The sequence below is a fragment of the Glaciimonas sp. GG7 genome (assembly GCF_052976905.1).
In genome coordinates this window covers 1-21,406 of the sequence record NZ_JBRIIQ010000036.1, presented here as the reverse complement: position 1 = coordinate 21,406, position 21,406 = coordinate 1, and the positions used below count along the sequence as shown (strand labels likewise).

18 protein-coding genes and 1 riboswitch are annotated in these 21,406 nt (G+C 51.1%); of the genes, 9 read left to right on the top strand and 9 right to left on the bottom strand.

What is annotated here, in order from left to right; translation table 11 throughout:
- Positions 1 to 53 precede the first annotated feature (53 nt).
- The 3 genes from ACVBEF_RS10555 to ACVBEF_RS10545 are packed head-to-tail and all read right to left on the bottom strand — an operon-like array spanning position 54 to position 4,057.
- On the bottom strand, positions 54 to 1,295 hold the full coding sequence (locus ACVBEF_RS10555) for a multifunctional CCA addition/repair protein (RefSeq protein ID WP_447123913.1): 1,242 nt from the start codon (positions 1,293 to 1,295) through the stop codon (positions 54 to 56).
- A gap of 28 nt (positions 1,296 to 1,323) precedes the next feature.
- A complete protein-coding gene (locus ACVBEF_RS10550; protein WP_447123896.1) occupies positions 1,324 to 2,025 on the bottom strand; it encodes a glutathione S-transferase family protein in 702 nt (233 codons plus the stop codon).
- A gap of 49 nt (positions 2,026 to 2,074) precedes the next feature.
- On the bottom strand, positions 2,075 to 4,057 hold the full coding sequence (locus ACVBEF_RS10545; protein WP_447123895.1) for a transglycosylase SLT domain-containing protein: 1,983 nt from the start codon (positions 4,055 to 4,057) through the stop codon (positions 2,075 to 2,077).
- Positions 4,058 to 4,089: 32 nt separating this feature from the next.
- Between ACVBEF_RS10545 and ACVBEF_RS10540 the strand changes: the two genes are divergently transcribed.
- The gene (locus ACVBEF_RS10540; RefSeq protein WP_447123894.1) at positions 4,090 to 4,701 is read left to right on the top strand and encodes a 5-formyltetrahydrofolate cyclo-ligase; all 612 of its coding nucleotides are present in this window, start codon (positions 4,090 to 4,092) and stop codon (positions 4,699 to 4,701) included.
- Between the two features lie 60 nt (positions 4,702 to 4,761).
- Here ACVBEF_RS10540 and metF read toward each other — a convergent pair whose 3' ends face one another.
- The 5 genes from metF to metK all read right to left on the bottom strand — a co-directional run bounded on the left by metF (position 4,762) and on the right by metK (position 10,322).
- Positions 4,762 to 5,601 carry a methylenetetrahydrofolate reductase [NAD(P)H] gene (gene metF / locus ACVBEF_RS10535; protein ID WP_447123893.1) on the bottom strand — a complete coding sequence of 280 codons (840 nt, stop codon included), beginning with the start codon at positions 5,599 to 5,601 and terminating at the stop codon, positions 4,762 to 4,764.
- A 121-nt stretch (positions 5,602 to 5,722) separates the two neighbouring features.
- Positions 5,723 to 6,064, bottom strand: coding sequence for a phage holin family protein (locus ACVBEF_RS10530; protein ID WP_447123892.1), 342 nt, complete (start codon positions 6,062 to 6,064; stop codon positions 5,723 to 5,725).
- Between the two features lie 87 nt (positions 6,065 to 6,151).
- The gene (ahcY, locus tag ACVBEF_RS10525) at positions 6,152 to 7,591 is read right to left on the bottom strand and encodes an adenosylhomocysteinase (RefSeq protein WP_447123891.1); all 1,440 of its coding nucleotides are present in this window, start codon (positions 7,589 to 7,591) and stop codon (positions 6,152 to 6,154) included.
- 26 nt (positions 7,592 to 7,617) lie between these two features.
- Positions 7,618 to 7,700: riboswitch (S-adenosyl-L-homocysteine riboswitch) on the bottom strand.
- Between the two features lie 242 nt (positions 7,701 to 7,942).
- Complete coding sequence (locus ACVBEF_RS10520; RefSeq protein ID WP_447123890.1) at positions 7,943 to 9,022, bottom strand: AI-2E family transporter; 1,080 nt, start codon at positions 9,020 to 9,022, stop codon at positions 7,943 to 7,945.
- A 142-nt stretch (positions 9,023 to 9,164) separates the two neighbouring features.
- Complete coding sequence (gene metK / locus ACVBEF_RS10515) at positions 9,165 to 10,322, bottom strand: methionine adenosyltransferase (RefSeq protein ID WP_447123889.1); 1,158 nt, start codon at positions 10,320 to 10,322, stop codon at positions 9,165 to 9,167.
- 275 nt (positions 10,323 to 10,597) lie between these two features.
- Here metK and ACVBEF_RS10510 point away from each other — a divergent pair, with 275 nt between their 5' ends.
- Genes ACVBEF_RS10510 through dapF form a run of 3 tightly spaced genes read left to right on the top strand, consistent with a single transcriptional unit; the run spans position 10,598 to position 13,244 of the window.
- Entirely contained in the window at positions 10,598 to 11,446 is an 849-nt protein-coding gene (locus ACVBEF_RS10510) for a lysophospholipid acyltransferase family protein (RefSeq protein ID WP_447123888.1), read from the top strand.
- Positions 11,443 to 12,312: an LpxL/LpxP family acyltransferase gene (locus tag ACVBEF_RS10505; protein WP_447123887.1), complete on the top strand. Its 870-nt coding sequence runs from the start codon at positions 11,443 to 11,445 to the stop codon at positions 12,310 to 12,312. The genes ACVBEF_RS10510 and ACVBEF_RS10505 overlap by 4 nt, the downstream gene beginning before the upstream one ends.
- Before the next feature lie 53 nt (positions 12,313 to 12,365).
- Entirely contained in the window at positions 12,366 to 13,244 is an 879-nt protein-coding gene (gene dapF / locus ACVBEF_RS10500) for a diaminopimelate epimerase (RefSeq protein ID WP_447123886.1), read from the top strand.
- Positions 13,245 to 13,251: 7 nt separating this feature from the next.
- On the opposite strand, the gene ACVBEF_RS10495 is transcribed toward dapF, so the two are convergent.
- Positions 13,252 to 14,916: a hypothetical protein gene (locus ACVBEF_RS10495; protein ID WP_447123885.1), complete on the bottom strand. Its 1,665-nt coding sequence runs from the start codon at positions 14,914 to 14,916 to the stop codon at positions 13,252 to 13,254.
- A gap of 465 nt (positions 14,917 to 15,381) precedes the next feature.
- Here ACVBEF_RS10495 and ACVBEF_RS10490 point away from each other — a divergent pair, with 465 nt between their 5' ends.
- The 5 genes from ACVBEF_RS10490 to ACVBEF_RS10470 all read left to right on the top strand — a co-directional run.
- Positions 15,382 to 16,548 carry a porin gene (locus ACVBEF_RS10490; protein WP_447123884.1) on the top strand — a complete coding sequence of 389 codons (1,167 nt, stop codon included), beginning with the start codon at positions 15,382 to 15,384 and terminating at the stop codon, positions 16,546 to 16,548.
- A 449-nt stretch (positions 16,549 to 16,997) separates the two neighbouring features.
- Positions 16,998 to 18,191 carry a porin gene (locus ACVBEF_RS10485; RefSeq protein ID WP_447123883.1) on the top strand — a complete coding sequence of 398 codons (1,194 nt, stop codon included), beginning with the start codon at positions 16,998 to 17,000 and terminating at the stop codon, positions 18,189 to 18,191.
- Between the two features lie 440 nt (positions 18,192 to 18,631).
- Positions 18,632 to 19,813: a porin gene (locus ACVBEF_RS10480; protein ID WP_447123882.1), complete on the top strand. Its 1,182-nt coding sequence runs from the start codon at positions 18,632 to 18,634 to the stop codon at positions 19,811 to 19,813.
- Between the two features lie 216 nt (positions 19,814 to 20,029).
- Positions 20,030 to 20,698, top strand: coding sequence for a DUF484 family protein (locus ACVBEF_RS10475; RefSeq protein WP_447123912.1), 669 nt, complete (start codon positions 20,030 to 20,032; stop codon positions 20,696 to 20,698).
- A gap of 191 nt (positions 20,699 to 20,889) precedes the next feature.
- Positions 20,890 to 21,406, top strand: a 517-nt coding sequence (locus tag ACVBEF_RS10470; protein WP_447123881.1) for a Fur family transcriptional regulator, incomplete at its 3' end; no start/stop codon positions are given.

Sequence of the window (21,406 nt, the reverse complement as noted above, 5' to 3'; positions counted from 1 at the left end):
TGCAGGTTGAGCGGAATCGTTGCGCCCGGAAGGCGTCGCACCATCGGTCGAAGTCATGTTGTGCTCTCTTTGTTTCGCATTACTTGCACCAGTATGTCAACCGCCGCAGTCCGTGCAGCATAAATCGCCTCAGGGATGCGTTGCGGCTGCTGCGCAAACATGCCTGCAATAACGCCTGCGTTGACTGATTGCGCCGCCGTCAAAGCGGCCTCTACATAAGGACGTTGGGAGAACAACCGCTCTTCGTAGCCGGCTCTGCCGCGATAATCGCATTCTGTCGCCTCCAGCATAGCGATAAACCGCTGCGGCTTACGAAACGCATCGCAACGACCAAACAAGGTCACAAGTGTGCTGGCCTTGAGCGCAAAAGCGCGTCCGATATTGCCATGCTCACGGGTCGTCATCAGCGCCAGATCGCGTACTTCGCCAGGAACTTTCAAGCGTTGACAAACCTGCTCGACCAACTTAACGCCCAGCCCTTCATGCCCGTGATGGCTGGGCCAATCGGCGGCTGGCGTGACGCCTTTGCCAAGATCGTGCATCAATGCCGCAAAGCGCACTGGCAAGGAATAATTTTCTTTGGCAGCGGTATCGATGACCATCATGACGTGTACACCGGTATCGATTTCGGGATGATATTTTTCTGGCTGCGGTACGCCCCAGAGGACGTCTAGTTCCGGCAAAATTCTTGCCAATGCGCCGCATGCACGCAGCACATCAAACATGCGAGACGGGCGCGCCTCCATCAAGCCACGGGATAATTCCTGCCACACCCGTTCGGGAACCAGCGCATCAATCTCACCGGCGGCGGCCATGTCCTGCATCAGGGTATTGGTTTCCGGGGCGACGGTAAATTCAGACAATCTTGCCGCAAATCGGGCCACGCGCAAGACCCGCACAGGGTCTTCGGCAAAGGCTGTTGATACGTGCCGAAATACCCGTGCCTGCACATCCTTTTGCCCGCCGTAAGGATCAACCAGCGTGCCATCATCAGCGCGTGCCATCGCATTGATCGTCAGATCACGACGAATTAAATCTTGCTCTAGCGTGACATCCGGATCGGCATGAAATACAAAACCTGTATAGCCGGGTGCGGTTTTGCGCTCGGTACGTGCCAAGGCATATTCTTCGTGCGTTTCAGGATGCAAAAACACCGGAAAATCTTTGCCTACCGGACGAAAACCGCGTGCGCGCATCTCTTCCGGGCTGGCACCAACCACCACGAAATCGCGGTCTTTTACCGCCAGACCAAGTAATTGATCGCGGACCGCGCCGCCGACTACAAAGATTTTCATCGCCATAACAATAGGTCTCAGGTTGATGTCAACCGTGATCCGGTAATACTTCGACTTCTGCGCATGCTTCACGCATCCATTTGGCAACGGCGGGATGCGCCTGCACTCGCTCGACATACGCTTGCAAGGCGGGGGCCAGCAAGACGCCAAAAGTGCGGAAGCGCATCACGACCGGCGCAAAGAAGGCATCGGCAATCGAGAAGTCGCCAAACAGAAAGCGGTGATGACCGAATTCGGAGAGGCAGTTTTCCCAAATCTCGCTAATGCGTCCGATATCGCCCTGTGCCTGCGGCGTGTGACCTTGCCCGGGATGACTCGCCCGAATATCCATCGACATCGCCGAACGTATACCCATGAATCCTGAGTGCATTTCGGCACATACAGAACGCGCAATCGTCCGTGCAGCAACATCTTTCGGCCACATCCCCAGATCAGGAAATTGCTCGGCCAGATATTCGCAAATCGCTAACGAATCCCAAATATGCAGATCACCAGCGATCAGAACCGGCACTTTTCCGGCCGCTGAATACCCGGAAATATCGGCTGAGGTTGTCGGTTGATCGAGCAAAATCCGCACTTCATTAAAAGGAATGCTAAAAGCTGTCATGGCGACCCATGGCCGCATCGACCATGACGAATAATTCTTGTTGCCGATTACCAGCGTCATGCCCGGCTTACCTGCATTTTTCAATACCTCGGACAAGGTTGCATCACGTTCTGTGGTTTGCATAGTTCTCTTCTTGAAGTCGGGTTAATCAAAATACCAGTCAGAAATCGATTTAAGGCAATACCGATGCCGTAAAATTTTTCGGCGCAACACTCCCCAAACGGGCTTTCAACGATTGCGGACGACCTTCAAACAAAGCCGCGTAATACGTCGCGTTGGACAGAACATTTTTGACATAGCCGCGGGTTTCACTAAACGGAATCGTCTCAGCAAAAATAGCCCCTTCAACATTGCCCGGCAAACTTGAGCGCCATGCACGCGGTCGGCCCGGTCCGGCGTTATAAGCAGCCGTCGCCATCGGCAGCGAACCATCCAGATCATTGAGCACCATGCTCAGATAATTGGTACCGAGCAGAATATTGGTATCCACGTCATTCACCTGATCGGGCGTAAAGCCGTTGAAGCCGACCTTTTTAGCGACATAGCGCGCCGTTGCTGGCATCAACTGCATCAGGCCGGACGCGCCAACATGCGAACGCGCACTTTTGACAAAGCGCGACTCCTGACGAATGACGCCATACACCCACGCTATGTCAATTCCCAGCGCCTGCGTATTGCTGGTCATAATTTCCCGATGCGGCGAAGGGAAGCGTTGGGTATAGTCAATTTCATATTTAGTCCGGTCCGAGGTATTGACCATGCGATCGAGGACGTCGCTCTGACGGGCAAATTCGGCTGCGGCCAATAATTGGCGATCGGTCATTTTGCGCAGTTCCCAATTCCACTCACGCGTACCTTCAAAGCGCAAACCCATATCAAAAAAGCGGAAAGCGCGACGGAAGCCCGCGTTCTGTTGCATCGGGGCCAACTCACGCGCAGTAACCACTGTTGGCGCTGAAAAAGCGACGATTTTTTGTCCCAGCTCCTCCAATGCCAACTGACCATAAAAATTGGTTTGCTCAGCAATCGACTGAAATAGTTTTTTCGCCTGATCGTTGCGCCCCTCTGCCATCAACGACCGCCCCATCCAATAAATCCAGGTCGGATCATCGCGCAAGGTTGACGGCATCGCTTCGATACTGCTCTTGACCAGTTTCCAGTCACCGGCACGCAAGGCTGCACGCACGCGCCACTCATAGCCATCCATGGATAACGACGCGCCTTGCGCTGCACGCCAATAGGCAGCGGCTTGCGGATCGAGCTTTAATGATGCTTGCAATGCAATTTGGCCCCAACCAAGAGCGCGCTCAGCAACAGTCAATTGATCAGCGGCTGAGGTTAATGCGGCGGCGGCTTGCGCCGGATCATTTTTAGCGGTACGGCCCAGCGCTACGATGAACAGTTCGTGACCGGTACGATCGGCACCGGGGCCACGGGCGACCACCAATGAGGATTTATCAATCGCCTGCGCTAATTGCGCATCGGTCGCGTCCATAAAGGGCGTGAGGCGACGCGCGACCGGACCATAACCGGACTCCACCGCTTGCCGGACTTGAAACCATACGTCGGTCTGCGTGAATTGATTATTTTGTGCGAGCGTCCCAATCAAGTCGGTACAACCGGGACCGTAATCCTTAGGATTCGTCAGCAGAGCACGCGCCGCATCGGCAACGTTATCGCCTTTGAGCGCCTTGGACGTCAGGGCGTAACATTTGAGCTGGGTATCGTCGTCCAGCGCAAACAATGGATACTGCTCATCGAAAGTGGTCCAGATCGCGGCCTTACCAAGTTCAAGCAACCAGTCGTTACGCAAGCGGTCGGCAATCGCTGTGCCTTCATAACGCTTCAGATAGTCACGAATCTCAGACTCCGGCGCTATCAGATCCTTAATGCGCGGCTTGAGGCGGTAGTAATCTACATAAGAAGGAATATCATAATTGTTCAAAACAGACGCCAGACCATCAACGATGTCAGCCTTGTTGGCACGCGAAGCATCGCGCAAAGCGAGAAACGCATCGTCCTGACTTGCATAACTCGTATCAACGGTCTTGCTTGCGCTTGTTTGGGCAGTCGCTGCGGGCAATATAATGACCGACGCCGTCAGCGAAAACAGAATGCCGACGGCCCATTTTGTTGCAAATTTTGTTCTATGCATTCTTAACAATCCTCTATCAGCGAGTACAAATAATGACGTCTAGGATAGCATGCGACACCCCCGATTCAGGGTCTGAAAACGAGGTGGGTGCTCGCATTAAGACACATTTACGCAGCACATTATTGACACTGCGCCAAACCATTCCGGAAGAAAAACGGCGTGCCTTTAATGCCGTCATTGGTAAGCATGTCATCGACTGGGCAACAAGCTTGGCGAAAGATCATCCTGAAGTCGTCATAGGGGTGTATTGGCCGATCCGCAACGAGCCGGATTTACGCCCGACTTATGCGGCATTAATCGCGCAAGGTGTGCGCTTGGCGCTGCCAATGGTCGTGAGTAAAGATGCGCCGTTGCGATTTATGCGCTGGACGCCGGGCGATGCGATGCAGAAAGATAGCTTTGGGGTTGCCGTTCCGGCTGACGGTGCCATCGTCAGTCCACAGGCCTTACTGATTCCGTGCGTCGGCTTCAACCGGCAACGGCTAAGGCTGGGTTATGGCGGGGGATTTTATGACCGCACGCTGGCCCTCGATCCACGACCGGCCACGGTGGGGATCGCCTATTCATCCGGGTTGGTGGCGTTTGATGGTGCGGCCCATGATATTGCTCTGGACCTGATATTGACGGAAATGGGGCGTGTATAAAATAAGACGCAAAAAAGGGAGCCAATCGGCTCCCTTTCTAGTTTCTGACAAGGATCACAATTACTTCAAATGCTGCCAAATTGCCGTCGTCGCGCTAGCATTATTGAGCGTATAAAAATGTAGTCCCGGCGCACCACCAGCGAGCAAGCGCTCACATAACTGGGTCACGACATCCAGACCAAAGGCGCGAATGGATTCCGTATCGTCACCATAAGCGGCCAGCTTGAGACGTATCCAGCGTGGAATTTCAGTGCCGCACATATCCGAGAAACGCATCAGTTGGGAATAGTTGGTGATCGGCATAATGCCGGCGATGATCGGCACGGACACGCCTAATTTTTGCGCCTCTTCGACAAACCGGAAATACGCATCGGTATTGTAAAAATACTGCGTAATCGCACCATTAGCCCCAGCTTTTATCTTTGCGGCAAAACGCTGCACATCGTCTTGCGGCGATTTTGCCTGCGGATGCATTTCAGGATAGGCGCCGACTTCGATATGAAACCAGTCACCGGTTTCGATACGGATGAACTCCACCAATTCATTCGCATACCGAAATTCACTCGACGAAAAATCCATCGCCCCGTAACCGCTGGGTACGTCGCCCCGCAAGGCCACCAGACGCTTGATGCCGTTCTCTTTGTATTGCGCCAGAATCGCTCGCAAAGATTCGCGAGAGCTGCCCAGGCAAGACAAATGCGGTGCTGCGTCATGGCCTTCGCGGCGGATTTCCAACACCGTATCGAGCGTGCCTTTTTGGGTTGAACCGCCTGCGCCAAAGGTGACCGAAAAATATTTCGGATGCAGCTCCGCCAGCTTCGCACGCGTGACGCGCAATTTTTCCGCGCCTTCGGGGGTCTTCGGTGGGAAAAACTCAATGCTGAAATTTTTAGTAGACATTCTTTTCTTCTAATAGGACTTACGCAAAATTGTTCCAGCAAGGCGTGCCGACGAAGACAGTACGCTAGTACGGCAAGGAGAGCACAACGCCGCTGGGGCGATTTTTCGTAAGTCCTGACATTTATTTCTTTAGTAACAACGTAGACAAAGCCCACGACACAATACTGTACAAAAGAGCGCCAGCTACCGCTGACCAGAAACCAGCGACGTGAAAACCGCCCACTAATTGCGCAACGATCCAAAACATCAATCCATTGATGATGAAAATGAACAAACCCAGCGTCAACACAGTGACGGGCAAGGTCAGTACCAACAGGATCGGACGAATCAGCGTGTTGACAAACCCGAGGATCAGCGCGGCAATCAATGCTGCACCAAAACTATCGACGGACACCGAATGCAACAAATAGGGCACCGCCAGCAGCGCCAGCGCGTTGATCAACCATGTCACTAGTAAACGCATTCGCTTCTCCTCTTATTATTTTTGACTCTATTTCGCTACGAGTGGAGCGGAGCCATTTTTTAGCATCCGCCCACTCTCTACACCGAATTAATAACGATACTGCTCCGGCTTGTAAGGACCGGTTTGCTTCACGCCAATATAGGCCGCTTGCTCTTCAGTCAGGACGCTCAATTGCGCATTGAGTTTTTGCAATTGCAGACGCGCAACTTTTTCATCCAGATGCTTCGGCAAAGTATAGACGCCGACTGGATAAGCCTTGGTATTCACAAACAATTCGATTTGCGCGATGGTTTGATTCGCAAACGATGAGCTCATGACATAGGAAGGATGACCGGTACCGCAGCCCAGATTCACCAAACGACCTTCGGCCAGTAAAATGATGCGTTTGCCATCGGGGAAAATGATGTGATCAACTTGCGGCTTGATGTTTTCCCAAGTGTATTGCTTAAGCGCGGCGACTTCGATTTCATTGTCGAAATGGCCGATGTTACAAACAATCGCCTGATCTTTCATCTTCGCCATGTGGGCATGGTTGATGACGTGATAGTTGCCGGTGCAGGTGACGAAAATGTCGCCGTGTTCTGCCGCGTAATCCATGGTTACGACACGATAGCCTTCCATCGCTGCTTGCAAGGCGCAGATAGGATCGATTTCTGTGACCCAGACCTGTGCCGACAACGCACGCATGGCTTGGGCTGAACCCTTGCCGACATCGCCGTAACCTGCAATGACGGCGACTTTACCGGCGATCATGACGTCGGTTGCACGTTTGATACCGTCAACCAGGGATTCACGGCAGCCATACAAATTATCAAACTTCGATTTAGTGACGGAATCGTTGACGTTAATCGCCGGGAAGGCCAATTTGCCTTCTTTGTGCATCTGATACAAACGATGCACACCGGTCGTGGTTTCTTCGGTCACGCCTTTGATTTGCGCCAGACGGGTGGAGTACCAATTTGGCGATGTTACCAACTTGTTCTTGATGGCGTTGTAGAGGCAAACTTCTTCTTCCGAAGTCGGATTATTCAGTACCGATGCATCTTTTTCAGCGCGTGTACCCAGATGCAGCAATAGGGTTGCGTCGCCGCCATCGTCGAGAATCATGTTGGCTTGCTCGTCGCCTGGCCATTCAAAAATGCGATGCGTGAATTCCCAATATTCATCCAGCGATTCGCCTTTGTAAGCAAACACTGGCGTACCGCCTGCAGCAATTGCAGCAGCGGCATGATCTTGGGTTGAGTAAATATTGCAGGACGCCCAACGTACTTTGGCACCGAGTGCTTCCAAAGTATGGATCAGTACTGCAGTCTGAATCGTCATGTGAATCGAACCGGTGATACGCGCGCCTTTAAGCGGTTGTGCTGCGGCGAATTCTTGACGAATGGCCATCAGGCCGGGCATTTCTGTTTCGGCAATGCGAATTTCTTTATCGCCCCAACCAGACAGGCTGAGATCGGCAACAAAGTAATCTTGGGAAACAATAGAGGTATGGGTAGAAATTGAATTCATGACAGCGGCGTTCATCACGCCCTCCTTTCGTTAGAAAAAAAGAAACGTGAGCGCGGTTGCATTTGATACGGTGTTAAGCCTGGCAGAGTCTGAATCTGACTCTGTCGCAACGCTCCTTAACACGAAGGACGTATTCTAAATCAAATTGTCAGCGCTTTCAGGGCTTTGCGCTGCGTTGGACGCAAATCAAACAAAGCACGGTTTAATGACGTATTTTGACGTTGTTTTTTAGGGTTTTGTAGCCAACCTTAATAAAATAGGACTTCCGCAAAATCGTCCTGGCAAGGCGTGCAGACGAAGACAGTAGCTAGTACGGCTAGGAGAGCACAACGCCGCCAGGACGGTTTTGCGGAAGTCCTATCGACGTCAAACCCAGCCCATTTCATACAACTCGCTTTTGATATAAGCGTAATAAACCGGTGCAGCGACCAGGCCTGGCAGACCGAATGCCGCCTCGGTCAATACCATCGCCAGCAATAACTCCCAGCTACGAGCATTAATTTGTGAACCGACGATGCGGGCGTTGAGAAAGTATTCCAACTTGTGAATCACGATGAGAAATACCAGCGCCGCCAGCGCCACGTAAAGAGAAACTGACAGGGCGACAATCACAATGAGGGAGTTCGAAATCAAATTGCCAATCACCGGCAGTAATCCTGCCAAAAACGTGACCACTATCATGGTTTTGGTCAACGGCAAATGGACCCCGGCCAGCCGCAGAATCACCAGCAGGAAGAACGCTGTCAATGTGGTGTTAAGTAACGATATTTTGATCTGGGCAAATACTACGCGTCGAAATGCATCGCCCAGCAAGCGGATTCGTGCCAGCAACTCGGCACTTAACGGCTGCAACACCAGCACCGGATGTTCCGCATGCAGTGCCACCATCGCGCCTAATACCATCCCGATGACGACGTGAATAAAGACTTGTATCGCCTGTTTTCCTGCCAGCGTCAGTTCGCCGTTATGTGACTCTATCCACTCGGTCACCATTTGTCGGGTACCGGCAATATCATCGGGCAAATATCCCTGCAACATCGTCGGTATCTGGCTGCGGGCCTGATCGATCACTTCCATTAGCTTGGTCTGAATCACCAGCATGCGGTCCGGGCCACCGTGGAAAAAAGCCACCAATCCAAGGATCGCACCGGTCAGCGCACCAATAATGACTGCCGACAGGAATATGACCGCAATGACGTGCGCACGCTCGCTGGTGAGACGGCGTTCAATGAACGGGGTCAGTGAGCGCACTAATTGGTACACAAGCAATCCGGCTAATAAGGCTGTCAGCAAATGCAAGGCCAGCACCAAACCCAGCGCAACAATCGCGATCAGCCATGCGGCGATTCGAAACGACGATACGCTGCCAATCACTGGCCGAAGCCGGGACGACAATGCTTTACGGGCAACGAGCACCTTGCTGGCAGAGGATTTGGATGAGGCCATAGTGGAGAAACCGGAGCTATAAAGACAATAAGCACTACCAGCATACGCAAAGCGCTGCGGATAGTGCTATCAAGGGCCGTTGGTCACGGGACGGCTCAGTGTAGTCCTTTCTGCGTCAGCAAAGCACACTGACGCAGCGAAATTACAGAGACGCTTTCAAGGCTGCTGCCTTGTCGGTCCGCTCCCAGGTGAATTCTGGCTCTTCGCGGCCAAAATGCCCGTAGGCTGCGGTTTTTTCATAAATCGGACGCAACAAATCCAACATTTGTACGATGCCCTTCGGACGCAGATCGAAATGCTCCAGCACCAGTTGCGCCAACTTTTCATCGCTGATCTTGCCTGTGCCGAAAGTGGTGACCATCACTGAAGTTGGCTTGGCAATACCGATGGCGTACGACACTTGGATCTGGCAGCGTGTCGCCAGACCGGCGGCGACGATATTCTTAGCGACATAGCGGCCAGCGTAGGCGGCGGAACGATCGACTTTCGACGGATCTTTACCAGAGAAAGCGCCGCCACCGTGAGGGGCTGCACCGCCGTAGGTATCGACAATAATTTTACGTCCGGTCAAACCGCAATCGCCTTGCGGGCCGCCGATGACGAAACGACCGGTCGGGTTAATCAGATAGCGGGTGTTTTGCAGCCATTCTTTGGGCACCACTGGCTTGATGATCTCTTCGATTGCGGCTTCTTCAATGGCCTTGTGTTGCATTTCCGGTGCGTGCTGAGTTGATAATACGATCGTATCAATGCCGACGGGAACGCCGTCAACATACTTCAGGGTAATTTGAGATTTTGCATCGGGGCGAAGCCAAGGCAAGCGGCCATCTCGGCGCAACTGGGATTGGCGCTCAACAATGCGGTGGGCGTAATAAATCGCCGCTGGCATTAATTCAGACGTTTCATCGCAAGCGTAACCAAACATCAGACCTTGATCACCTGCGCCCTGATTCAGGTCAAGGCCACGGCCTTCATCAACGCCTTGGGCGATATCCGGCGATTGCTTGTCATAGGCGACCAACACGGCGCAACTTTTATAGTCAATCCCGTAATCGGCATTGTCGTAACCGATACGCTTGATGGTCTCGCGAGCGACGGTGATGTAATCGACATTGGCAGTGGTCGTGATTTCACCAGCCAAAACAACGAGACCGGTATTGACCAGCGTTTCGGCAGCAACGCGCGCGCGCGGGTCTTGCGTGAGGATGGCATCGAGGATGGCGTCCGAAATTTGATCTGCGACTTTATCGGGATGTCCCTCTGAAACGGATTCAGAGGTAAAGAGGTATTCGTGTGACATGACAGGCTCCTGAATGGAAAAACAGTGGTGACCGTGCCGCAGTCCTACTGTAGAGCCTGCGACGCTTTAGCGAAATTTATAGTCCGCTTCGCAAGTTGTCTATTAACTCGGCGGATGAATCTTGGATGAATCTTAGCGAATTGTTGCCATATAGATATACAGATAATTCTGATGATTCCTACTAAATTCTCGCTACGCAGATATTTCTGTAGTGCAGCGATGTGCTATTTTACGCCTTTTATACTATTTCGGTTAAAACGCCTCCCGCCCCACCAATGCTTGTCACCCTCTTTACATTATTGTCAAAATTACCGCTATCGGTGTTGCATGCGATTGGCGCTGCGGTCGGTTGGCTGGTCTATCTATTGTCACCGTCCTATCGGCGCAAACTTAAAGATAACCTTGCCCGAGCTGGCTATGGGCGGCATCTATCCCAAGCCATTCGTGAGTCCGGCAAAAGCATGTTTGAGCTGCCCTTTGTCTGGTGCGCCGCGCCTGCAAAAGTATTACGCACCGCCACTATCGAAAACTGGGAATTAGCGCAAGCCGCGCTGGACGCTAAAACCGGCGTCATTTTTTTAACGCCGCATCTGGGTTGTTTTGAAATCATCGCGCAAGCGATTGCGGCTAAAACCCCGCTCACAGCGCTGTATCGGCCGCCACGTAAAGCCGCATTAAAGCCATTGATCGAAGGGGCGCGTGCGCGTCCCAACTTGCATCTTGCTCCAGCCAATTTGAGCGGCGTTCGTGCCTTGCTCAAAGCGCTCAAGAAAGGTCAGGCGATTGGATTATTGCCAGATCAGGTGCCGCAAAATGGCGAGGGGGTATGGGCCGCATTCTTTGGAAAACCAGCCTACACCATGACCTTGTCGGCCAAATTGCAACAAATGAGCGGTGCGCCGATTATTCTTTCGTATGCAGAGCGCCGCTCTTTCGGACGCGGCTTTGTGATCCGGTTTGTGAAATTTGAAGAAGAGTTGGGTGAGACCCCCACCGAGCAAGCGCGTGCGATTAATACCGCGATGGAAAAACTCATCGCCCAATGTCCGGCCCAATATATCTGGAGCTACAACCGCTACAAAACGCCTCCCGGCGTCAGTGCACCGACGCAGGAACAAGAATGAAGGCGCTCATTTTCTTATTATGGCTGACCCACTGGCTACCGCTGTGGATACTCGGCCCGCTTGGCGAAGCACTCGGCTCGCTCCTGTTCATCATCATGAAACCGCGGCGCGAGATCACACTGACGAATCTGAAGCTGTGTTTTCCGGATATGCCGGAAGAAGAGCGCGTCGCACTAGCGCGACAACATTTTCAAGCCTATTCGCGTAGCGCGCTTGAGCGCAGCGTATTGTGGTGGGCCTCTGAGGCGCGCCTCAAACGCTTGATTAAAATCGACTCGGCATTGCCGCTTGCGGCGCTTGAGGCCGGACCGACCATTTTGCTGTGCCCGCATTTTGTCTGTCTGGAAATTCCCGGCATTGCGTTGGTGCTTAATTCGTCGCTCTCTATTTGTACGATTTATTCACGCCAGCAGGATGCAGTGGTGGATGCCGCCCTACTCAAAGGCCGTTCGCGGTTTCGCCCGGTCAAATTATTCACGCGTGAACAGGGCGTCAAACCGATCATCCGCGCCATGCGCGAAGGGTTTCCGTTCATCATGCTGCCGGATATGGATTTCGGCACGAAGGATGCGGAGTTCGTACCGTTTTTTGGCATTCCCGCAGCCACTCTCACCGCTCCCGCCAGAATTGCCGCTGCGACCAAAGCCAGCGTGGTGCCGATGATTGCCACCTACTTGCCGGGCTACAAAGGCTGGAAAGTGACTTTTTATCCAGCCTGGGAAAACTACCCCGGGGACGACATCACCGAAGCCACGCGACGGATGAATGCATTCATAGAAGCGCGGGTGCTAGAAGCGCCAGCGGAATATTTTTGGGCCCATAAACGCTTTAAAACCAGACCGCATGGCGAGCCGGGGCCGTATTAAAGTGTTGTTAAACATATACTTCCGTTTTCTCCTCACAGCCCTATAATCGTTCAATGAAACTCACATTCACCAAAATGCATGGCGCAGGCAACGATTTCATCGTCATTGACGCCATCAACCAGCAAATAGACTTCACACCTATTCAATGGCAGGCGTTAGCCGATCGTCGTTTTGGCATAGGCGCGGATCAACTACTCGTCGTCGAAAAACCGCAAGCAGCAGGCGTCGACTTCCGCTATCGGATTTATAACGCTGATGGCGGTGAAGTTGAGCAATGCGGTAATGGTGCGCGGGCATTTGTCAAATTTGTCACTGAAAAAGGCCTCACCGCAAAACGCACCATCAAAGTTGAAACCATGTGTGGCGTCATTGAGCCGATGTTGGAAGACGATGGCAGCATCACCGTTGACATGGGCGCACCAGTTTTGACGCCAGCCAATGTCCCGTTCGACGCCAGCGCCCTGCAAGCGGTACATGAAGGGGCTGACACCTTATGGCCGCTGGAGATCAACGGCCAACGCGCCTTGTTTTCAGTGGTTTCTATGGGCAATCCGCATGCGATTCAAGTGGTTGGCGATACTGAAGCGGCTCCGGTCCAGACTGACGGTCCTCTTATTGAGCATCATCGACGCTTCCCAAAACGCGTAAACGCCGGATTTATGCAGATCGTCGATCGGCACCAGATTAAGTTGCGGGTGTTTGAACGTGGCGCTGGCGAAACGCTGGCCTGTGGCACGGGCGCTTGCGCCGCAGTCGTCGCCGGTATTCAACGCGACTTGCTGGATTCTCCGGTCAAAGTGCAGATGCACGGCGGCGAACTATTGATTGCGTGGGATGGCATCGATCAACCGGTCAGACTGACAGGACCGGCTGTGACTGTATTTGAAGGCGTCATAGATATCGCGATGTCGGCGAAGATATTACCGAAATGAACAAACATTAGTCATTCATCTCGGCAAACTCTTCACCTTCCGACATATCCGTCAAATCCAACGCTGGCAGCGCAGTCTTGAAGCGATACAAGCGTTGCCGGTAATTTCCCTCAGCGCCATCCGGGCCACAATCGACATCTTCGAACAGACGCGCAAGGCGATCGAGGGTCTGGCGTTCGTCGCCGGTTTCAATCAACACCAGACGACGCTTGCTGCGTGCGTAACAGGCCCGAATATCCACCACCAAACAATGACCGCAATCGGCTTGATTGACATCGAGTAGTAAGGCCTCTGGCCGACTTAATCCGAACAACAGCGCAAGCTCGATACGGGCAGCCAAAAATGGATGACTGGCGACCAACTCCCGCGTCAACTGCTGTTTAGCGATCAGTGCCCAAGCCATCGGCCGGGCCTGATCGGCGATTTTTGCCAACAAAGTCTGCGCAACAACGCTCCCTTGGGCCGCCGCTTTTTGCAGCCAGTAAACCGCTTGTATGTCATTCGTCAGTTTTTCACGTCGATTGCGCCAGGCACTCACGCCGCACTCTAATTGTGCAGCGCAGTGTCCCACCTCAGCGGCGTGCTCAAGGTGTCGCTGCATATCGCCTAAATTACGTTGAGAGAATTCAGACTTCAAATAGATGCGCGATAACGCATACCAAGCTTCAGGCAAGCCGCGCTCACCCGCCTGTGTAAGCCAACGGATCGCTTTTTTATAGTTGGCAGAACCGGCACCGACAACGATACGCTCGCCGTCGCTATCCATGCGGGCGTACCACAGCCCTAAATCGCGCTGCGCAAATTTGTCGTCGGCGAACGCCGCGAGCTCCAGAAATTGCTGCACTTCGTTGACATCAAAGCCGGTCGTCATCATTAAGGCTCGTGCACAGCGGATCAATAGCACCAGATTGGCCTCGCCCAATCTGCGTGCCAATGCTTCCGAAGGAACATGCAATTGCGCCAACTCTGCATCATATTTCTGCGTCACAGAACGCGCCAGCGGTAAACCGCGCTCCAAAAATGCTGGCCAGTCTTGATTATCCCAGGCGATCTGCGCTAATGCATGTTGCGCTTGCATGACGCCCGCGTCAGCTGCGCGCGCTGCCCAGTCCAATGTTGTATCGGTGGTTTCTGCACCAAATACTCCAACATGGCTAAACGCGTCTATCGTGCCTGCAGTCACGCCAATGTCATCCTTGTCAGGATTACTTTCACCTTGAGTTACATCGGGCTTGTTAGCTTGCTGCGCCAACAACCACTGCGCTTCAGGTATTCCGGCATGGGCGGCAACTTCTAAAGCCTGCATTGCCTTTGCGCCAAAATCACGCGAGACGTCACTATCAGGGAGAGAGACGCTACCGTCCAATACCAATTGCGCCAGAACCAGGCCCGCCGGCATGACGCTGGCGTCAAATGCACGGTCATACCAAGTACAGATATCACGTCGATTACTGGCACTAAGCGCTACATCGAGCGGTATATGACTGCCGATTAAGATCCATGCATCCACCTCTTGCTGATGCGCGGCACGGTCTAGCCAATGCAATGCAGTAGGGAAACTCTGCGGCAGTCCATTGCCGCCAAACAGGTACCGCTTTCCCAACGCCAATTGCGCTGAAGCTTGCCCGGCACGCGCAGCACGAATAATCGCCAAGTCTTCCCGTTTAGCCATAATCACTCATCACGCAGAAAACCTAAATTATCCCCGATAAATTAATTACTTTTTATTTGATACCAATTTTCGATCAAATTCGTCCCTTTAATACAACGAAATACATGCCCATCATTAAACTACTAACAACTTACCGGCAGAATTAAATGACGTCTGCCTTATCGCGCGCCGTTACATCTCAGTAGCCAGTCGGTAAGCAATGTTTTTTGTCGAAAGTTTTTCTACTTTCACGAGATTGCAAAAAGAGCAATCACTACCGTCGCAAGCGTTGAACGGCTAAGTCCAGGCAAACCTCAATTTATGTTCCTAAAATACAACGCAATGGAGAAGTTCCTCTAATTTTTAGGTATTTGTAACGCACAGAAGACTAAAGCACCACCTTGTACAGCAGCATCCATTAGAGTCCAGACATCCGATAGATCTACGGATCCTTAAAGCAAGATTTACCAAACAAAAGGACGTCAAATGAAAAAATCACTAATCGCTCTGGCAGTACTCGGCGCAATCGCAGGTGTAGCACAAGCTCAAAGCTCAGTAACTATCTACGGTATCGTTGATACTGGCGTCACTTACACAAACAAAACTGTTATCACTCCTAAAACTTTAGGCGGCGCTACAGGTAGCAAATTTGCTTTGAATTCAGGTATTGTTCAAGGCTCACGTCTGGGTTTTAAAGGCGTTGAAGATCTGGGTAGCGGCTTGAAAGCAGTATTCCAGTTGGAAATGGGTTTTGCCAATGACACAGGTGCATTGCAAGGCGACACAGGTTCAACCAATATATTCCGTCGTAAATCAGTCGTTGGCCTGAGCAGCGATGATTTCGGTACAGTTCTGGTTGGTCGTCAAACGGACATCTTCGATGACGTCAGCCAATGGACTTCGGTTGCAGATTTCGGCGGCGTAACTGGTGCAGTTGGACATAATCTGGACCGTCTGGAAGGTACACGCGTCCAAAATTCGATCCGTTACAACACTACAAACTTGTCTGGCTTTACTGCTAGCGCGATCTACGGTTTTGGCGAAACAGCTGGTAAAACTACTGCTGGTCAATCATTCGGCTTTGGTGGTCAATATGCTAACGGCCCAATCGGCGCGTACGCTGCTTATTTCCAATCGAAAAAAGGTGCTACACCTAGCGATGTATCGCTGACTAACGCTACTGTATTTACTGCTGGCAGTCCTGGCGATACAGCAGCAAAAGTGTTCAGTATTGGTGCTAGCTATCAAGCTGGTCCTGCCCGTTTGTACGGTAACTGGTCACAAGTTAAACAGCCTTTGGCTTCAACTGCCGGCACTTTGGCAGCTATTGCCAGCCCATCTATCGGCGGCATCAGCAACAGCAAAGCTAACATCTTCGAATTGGGTACTAACTACGCGTTGACAGCACCTTTGCATTTGCTCGCTAGTGTTCAGTACAGCAAATTGACATTCGTTGATCAAGCAAACACAAAAGGTAACTTGCTCCAGTTGAACCTGGGTTCAGACTACTTCTTGTCCAAGCGTACTGATCTGTATGCATTTGCTTCGTATTTGCGTGCACAAAAAATGAACAACCCTGGCGTCGAAGGCGACAGCGTTGGTTCAGCCGGCAACCAAACAGCAGTGACTGTTGGTATCCGTCACAAGTTCTAATGTAAGTTAGACAAGGCCGCGGCAACGCGGAAATGTCTTCTTATTAGAAATACGAAAGGCCCGCATGATTTTTCATGCGGGCCTTTTGTTATTTTCGGGCCGGAAGAATGACAATCTCTGGAGCGACTACTTTTCATGGAAAAAATTTACCTATTTTTTGTCTTTTTGGGTCTACCGTATTGACGGCTATTTGATATGTTACATAATAAAATATCAATAATATAAAAATAGCAACACATTAACCCCGAAACACATCAACACCTTCAAATATAGGCCCTATTTTCGATGTAAAAAAACAACAAAATCTCCAAAAATTTCTGATTTCGACAAATTTATAACATCACAAAAGACAAAATCGCCGCCGTAGACAGTCCACCTCTATTAAGGTTCGACTATCCGACAGATGTACGGATCCTTAAAGCAGGTTTTTCCAAACAAAAGGACGTCAAATGAACAAATCACTCATCGCTCTGGCAGTACTCGGCGCAATCGCAGGTGCAGCACAAGCTCAAAGCTCAGTAACCATCTACGGTATCGTTGATACAGGTGTGACTTACACAAATAAAGTTGCTCAAAGCGGTCTGTTTAGTCAAACAGGCAGCAAATTTGCTGTCAATTCAGGCATTGTCCAAGGTTCACGCCTGGGTTTCAAAGGCGTTGAAGATCTGGGCGGCGGCTTGAAAGCAATATTCCAACTGGAAACTGGTTTTAACAATGACACTGGTGCATTGCAAGGCGACAAAGGTACGACTAACATATTCCGTCGCAAATCAGTCGTTGGTTTAAGCGGCGACAACTTCGGTACAGTTCTGTTGGGCCGTCAAACTGACATCCTCGATGACGTTAGCCAATGGACTTCGGTTGCAGATTTCGGCGGCGTAACTGGCGCAGTTGGACACAATCTGGACCGCCTGGAAGGTACACGCACCCAAAATTCGATCCGTTACAACTCACCAAACATGTCTGGCTTCACTGCTAGCGCGATCTACGGTTTCGGCGAAACTGCTGGTCAGACTACTGCAGGTCAATCATTCGGTTTTGGTGGTCAATATGCTAACGGCCCACTCGGCGTCTATGCTGCCTACTATCAATCGAAAAAAGGTGCTACACCTAGCGATGTATCTCTGACTAACGCTACTGTATTTACTGCTGGTAATGCTGGCGATACAGCACTGAAAGTATTCAGTCTGGGTGCTAGCTACCAAGTTGGCCCTGCACGTGTGTACGGTAACTGGTCACAAGTCAAACAACCTTTAGCTTCTACTGGTGCTGATCCTGCAGGCCCGACAGCAGCAAATAACTTTATAGGCGCCTTACCTTCTGCGTTCTCTATCGGTGGCATCAACATGGCCAAAGCAAACATTTTTGAATTGGGTACAAACTACGCGTTGACAGAACCTTTGCATTTGCTCGCTAGTGCTCAGTACAGCAAATTGACATTCGTTGATCCAATGTATCCAAAAGGTAATCTGCTTCAGTTAAACCTGGGCTCAGACTACTTCTTGTCGAAGCGTACTGATCTGTATGCATTCGCTTCGTATTTGCGTGCACAAAAAATGAATAACCCTGGCGTTGAAGGCGACAGCCTTGGTTCAGCCGGTAACCAAACAGCAGTTACTGTTGGTATCCGTCACAAGTTCTGATGTAAGTCAGACAATGCCACGGTAACCCGGACATCTCAGCTTAGTTAGAAATTCAAAAGGCCCACCTGATTTTCAGGTGGGCCTTTTGTTATTTTCAGGACGAAAGAACGACCGGCGAACGACTATTTTTCACGGACAGAAATTGACCTATTTTGCCCTTTTTGACCTGCAGTATTGACGATTTTTATATTTTTTTCGTAATAAAATACCAAGAATGTTGAAATAGCAATAAATATCTCAAAACATCTATCAAAAAATTCCAATCAATTCCCTATTTTGGTTGTCCTAAAACAACACAATCCATCAGCATTCTGTTTTCGACCAATTTATAGCGTCCCGTAAGACAAAATTACCGGAATAGACAGCCTACCCCTTTAAGGTTCGCCCATCCGATAGATGTACGGATCCTTAAAGCAGGCTTTCTAACAAAAGGACGTCAAATGAAGAAATCACTAATCGCACTGGCAGTACTCGGTGCAATCGCAGGTGCGGCACAAGCTCAAAGCTCAGTAACAATCTACGGTATCGTTGATACTGGCGTAACTTATACAAACAAAGCTGCTACAAATGGCGTTGGTAGTCCGACAGGCAGCAAGTTTGCTGTCAATTCAGGTGTCATCCAAGGTTCACGTCTGGGTTTCAAAGGCGTTGAAGATCTGGGTAGCGGCTTGAAAGCAATCTTCCAATTGGAAGCTGGCTTTAACAATGACACTGGTGCGTTGCAAGGCGATAAAAATACAACGAATCTATTCCGTCGTAAATCAGTCGTTGGCCTGGGCAGCGATGCTTTCGGAACAGTTCTGGTGGGTCGTCAAACTGACATTATGGATGACGTCAGCCAATGGACTTCGGTTGCAGATTTCGGTGGCGTAACTGGTGCCGTCGGCCACAATCTGGACCGCCTGGAAGGTACACGTACCCAAAATTCGATCCGTTACAACTCAGTAAACATGGCCGGCTTCACTGCTAGCGCGATTTACGGTTTCGGCGAAACTGCTGGTCAAACTACTGCAGGTCAATCATTCGGTTTTGGTGGTCAATATGCTAACGGCCCACTCGGCGTCTATGCTGCCTACTATCAATCGAAAAAAGGTGCTACACCTAGCGATGTATCTCTGACTAACGCTACTGTATTTACTGCTGGTAATGCTGGCGATACAGCACTGAAAGTATTCAGTCTGGGTGCTAGCTACCAAGTTGGCCCTGCACGTTTGTACGGTAACTGGTCACAAGTTAAGCAACCTTTAGCGTCTGCTGGCTTAACCGGACCAGCTAATGCGCCAACAGGTGCACTCGCTTCTGCGTACGCTATCGGCGGTATCAACAACAGCAAAGCTAATATCTTTGAATTGGGTACTAACTACGCGTTGACAGCACCGTTGCATTTGCTCGCTAGTGTTCAGTACAGCAAATTGACATTCGTTGATCAAGCAAACACCAAAGGTAACTTGCTTCAGTTGAATCTGGGTACCGACTACTTCTTGTCGAAGCGCACTGATCTGTATGCATTCGCCTCATATTTGCGCGCACAAAATATGAACAATCCAGGCGTTGCAGGCGACAGCCTTGGTTCAGCTGGCAACCAAACAGCAGTTACTGTTGGTATCCGTCACAAGTTCTAATGTAAGTTAGACAAGGCTGCGGCAACGCGGAAATGTCTTCTTATTAGAAATCCAAAAGGTCCGCATGATTTTTCATGTGGGCCTTTTGTTCTTTGTGAGATGAAAGAACCACAATCTCGTGATCGCAGCAGTGGTTGTCATTCAGTACGATAGCGGTGATACTCTCGGTCACCCAGTCACCCATTTTTCACTCCCCCTCACCAAGACACAATGCACATGAGTAGCCATCTGGACCCCGATACTGTCGCCGCATACCTCACTGACACCCCCCAGTTCTTTGAAGAACACGCTGAATTACTAGGAAAAATCAAGCTCACCAGCCCAATAATGGGCCGCGCTATTTCTCTGCAAGAACGTCAGATGGAAATATTGCGTGAAAAAATCAAGGTCCAGGACCTGCGCCTTGCCGATATGGCACGCAACGCACAAGAAAATGATGGTATCTCCGACAAACTGCACGTATGGTCACGCAGCCTGCTGTTGGCGCGTAACGATGTCGATATGCCGCATACGCTGATCACCGGCTTGCAGACAATATTTAATGTGCCCCAAGTTACGATGCGACTCTGGAACGTCACCGAGACTTTTTCACATACCTGGTTTGCTGCGCCGACCTCTCCCGATTCGAGGCTGTTTGCGAACAGCTTAAGTGTCCCTTTCTGCGGTACCAATCATGATTTCGAGGCAGCATCCTGGCTAGAGAATCCAAGTCAAATCCAATCGATCGCCATGCTCCCTTTGCGAGTGGAGGCAGGAGCTGACACCTTCGGCCTGCTAGTTTTATGCTCGCCGGATCCCGACCGTTTTAGCCCCGACATGGCAACCGATTTCCTCAGTCAAATAGGCGACACAGCCAGCGCCGCTCTTGCTTGTCTGCTTGCATAGAAACTAACAGTTGGATCGTTGCTAACACGGCGATCCAACTTGTGAGGAGACGGTGGATCTACGAGAAACACTGGCGATGCTCAAGCACGCATCGACCACTCTCACCTAAACTTAGATCAGCAAAATATGCAACTCAATTGCAATTTGGCGCATAATTGCGTCTTACTAACGACAACTCTACGTCTTCTGGCATGACCACTGACAGCAAATTTAAATCCGGCGCAAAAATACTCTCTGCACCCCATCGCCCCACACCGCGCTCGGCAGCAACAATACTCGCAGAAGAGCAATTGCGCCTGGCATCGGTGCGCGTCACCCATGCCAGGGTCACCGTATTGAAGGCATTGCTAGAGGCGCGCTGCGCGGTGTCGCATCAGGATATGCAGGATTTGTTTGTAGAGATGGACCGGGTAACGCTATATCGGGCACTTGATTGCCTCACTGACGCTGGTCTGGCCCATAAAATCGCGGGGGATGACCGTGTATTCCTTTACAGCGCAGGGGCTGAACATACTGACTCCGCTTCTCTCGGCTCTGCCCAACATGCGCAACATCAGCACGGGCATTTCAAATGTACCCGCTGCACCAAAGTATTCTGTCTGGATGGCAGCGGCGAAGCCGGATTTTTAGGCGACGTGTTAGCCCCGGTCAAAACAGACCAAAAGGGCGAAGAAGCCGCCATAGCATCGCCTGCAATGCTACGTCGCC

Coding starts and splice junctions, on each gene's coding strand:
- metF (WP_447123893.1), bottom strand. CDS start 5,601: ATGTCTACTAAAAATTTCAGCATTGAGTTTTTCCCACCGAAGACCCCC.
- ACVBEF_RS10505 (WP_447123887.1), top strand. CDS start 11,443: ATGAAGGCGCTCATTTTCTTATTATGGCTGACCCACTGGCTACCGCTG.
- dapF (WP_447123886.1), top strand. CDS start 12,366: ATGAAACTCACATTCACCAAAATGCATGGCGCAGGCAACGATTTCATC.
- ACVBEF_RS10530 (WP_447123892.1), bottom strand. CDS start 6,064: ATGCGTTTACTAGTGACATGGTTGATCAACGCGCTGGCGCTGCTGGCG.
- ACVBEF_RS10520 (WP_447123890.1), bottom strand. CDS start 9,022: ATGGCCTCATCCAAATCCTCTGCCAGCAAGGTGCTCGTTGCCCGTAAA.
- ahcY (WP_447123891.1), bottom strand. CDS start 7,591: ATGAACGCCGCTGTCATGAATTCAATTTCTACCCATACCTCTATTGTT.
- ACVBEF_RS10510 (WP_447123888.1), top strand. CDS start 10,598: ATGCTTGTCACCCTCTTTACATTATTGTCAAAATTACCGCTATCGGTG.
- ACVBEF_RS10540 (WP_447123894.1), top strand. CDS start 4,090: ATGACGTCTAGGATAGCATGCGACACCCCCGATTCAGGGTCTGAAAAC.
- ACVBEF_RS10550 (WP_447123896.1), bottom strand. CDS start 2,025: ATGCAAACCACAGAACGTGATGCAACCTTGTCCGAGGTATTGAAAAAT.
- ACVBEF_RS10495 (WP_447123885.1), bottom strand. CDS start 14,916: ATGGCTAAACGGGAAGACTTGGCGATTATTCGTGCTGCGCGTGCCGGG.
- ACVBEF_RS10490 (WP_447123884.1), top strand. CDS start 15,382: ATGAAAAAATCACTAATCGCTCTGGCAGTACTCGGCGCAATCGCAGGT.
- ACVBEF_RS10545 (WP_447123895.1), bottom strand. CDS start 4,057: ATGCATAGAACAAAATTTGCAACAAAATGGGCCGTCGGCATTCTGTTT.
- ACVBEF_RS10475 (WP_447123912.1), top strand. CDS start 20,030: ATGAGTAGCCATCTGGACCCCGATACTGTCGCCGCATACCTCACTGAC.
- ACVBEF_RS10555 (WP_447123913.1), bottom strand. CDS start 1,295: ATGAAAATCTTTGTAGTCGGCGGCGCGGTCCGCGATCAATTACTTGGT.
- ACVBEF_RS10485 (WP_447123883.1), top strand. CDS start 16,998: ATGAACAAATCACTCATCGCTCTGGCAGTACTCGGCGCAATCGCAGGT.
- metK (WP_447123889.1), bottom strand. CDS start 10,322: ATGTCACACGAATACCTCTTTACCTCTGAATCCGTTTCAGAGGGACAT.
- ACVBEF_RS10480 (WP_447123882.1), top strand. CDS start 18,632: ATGAAGAAATCACTAATCGCACTGGCAGTACTCGGTGCAATCGCAGGT.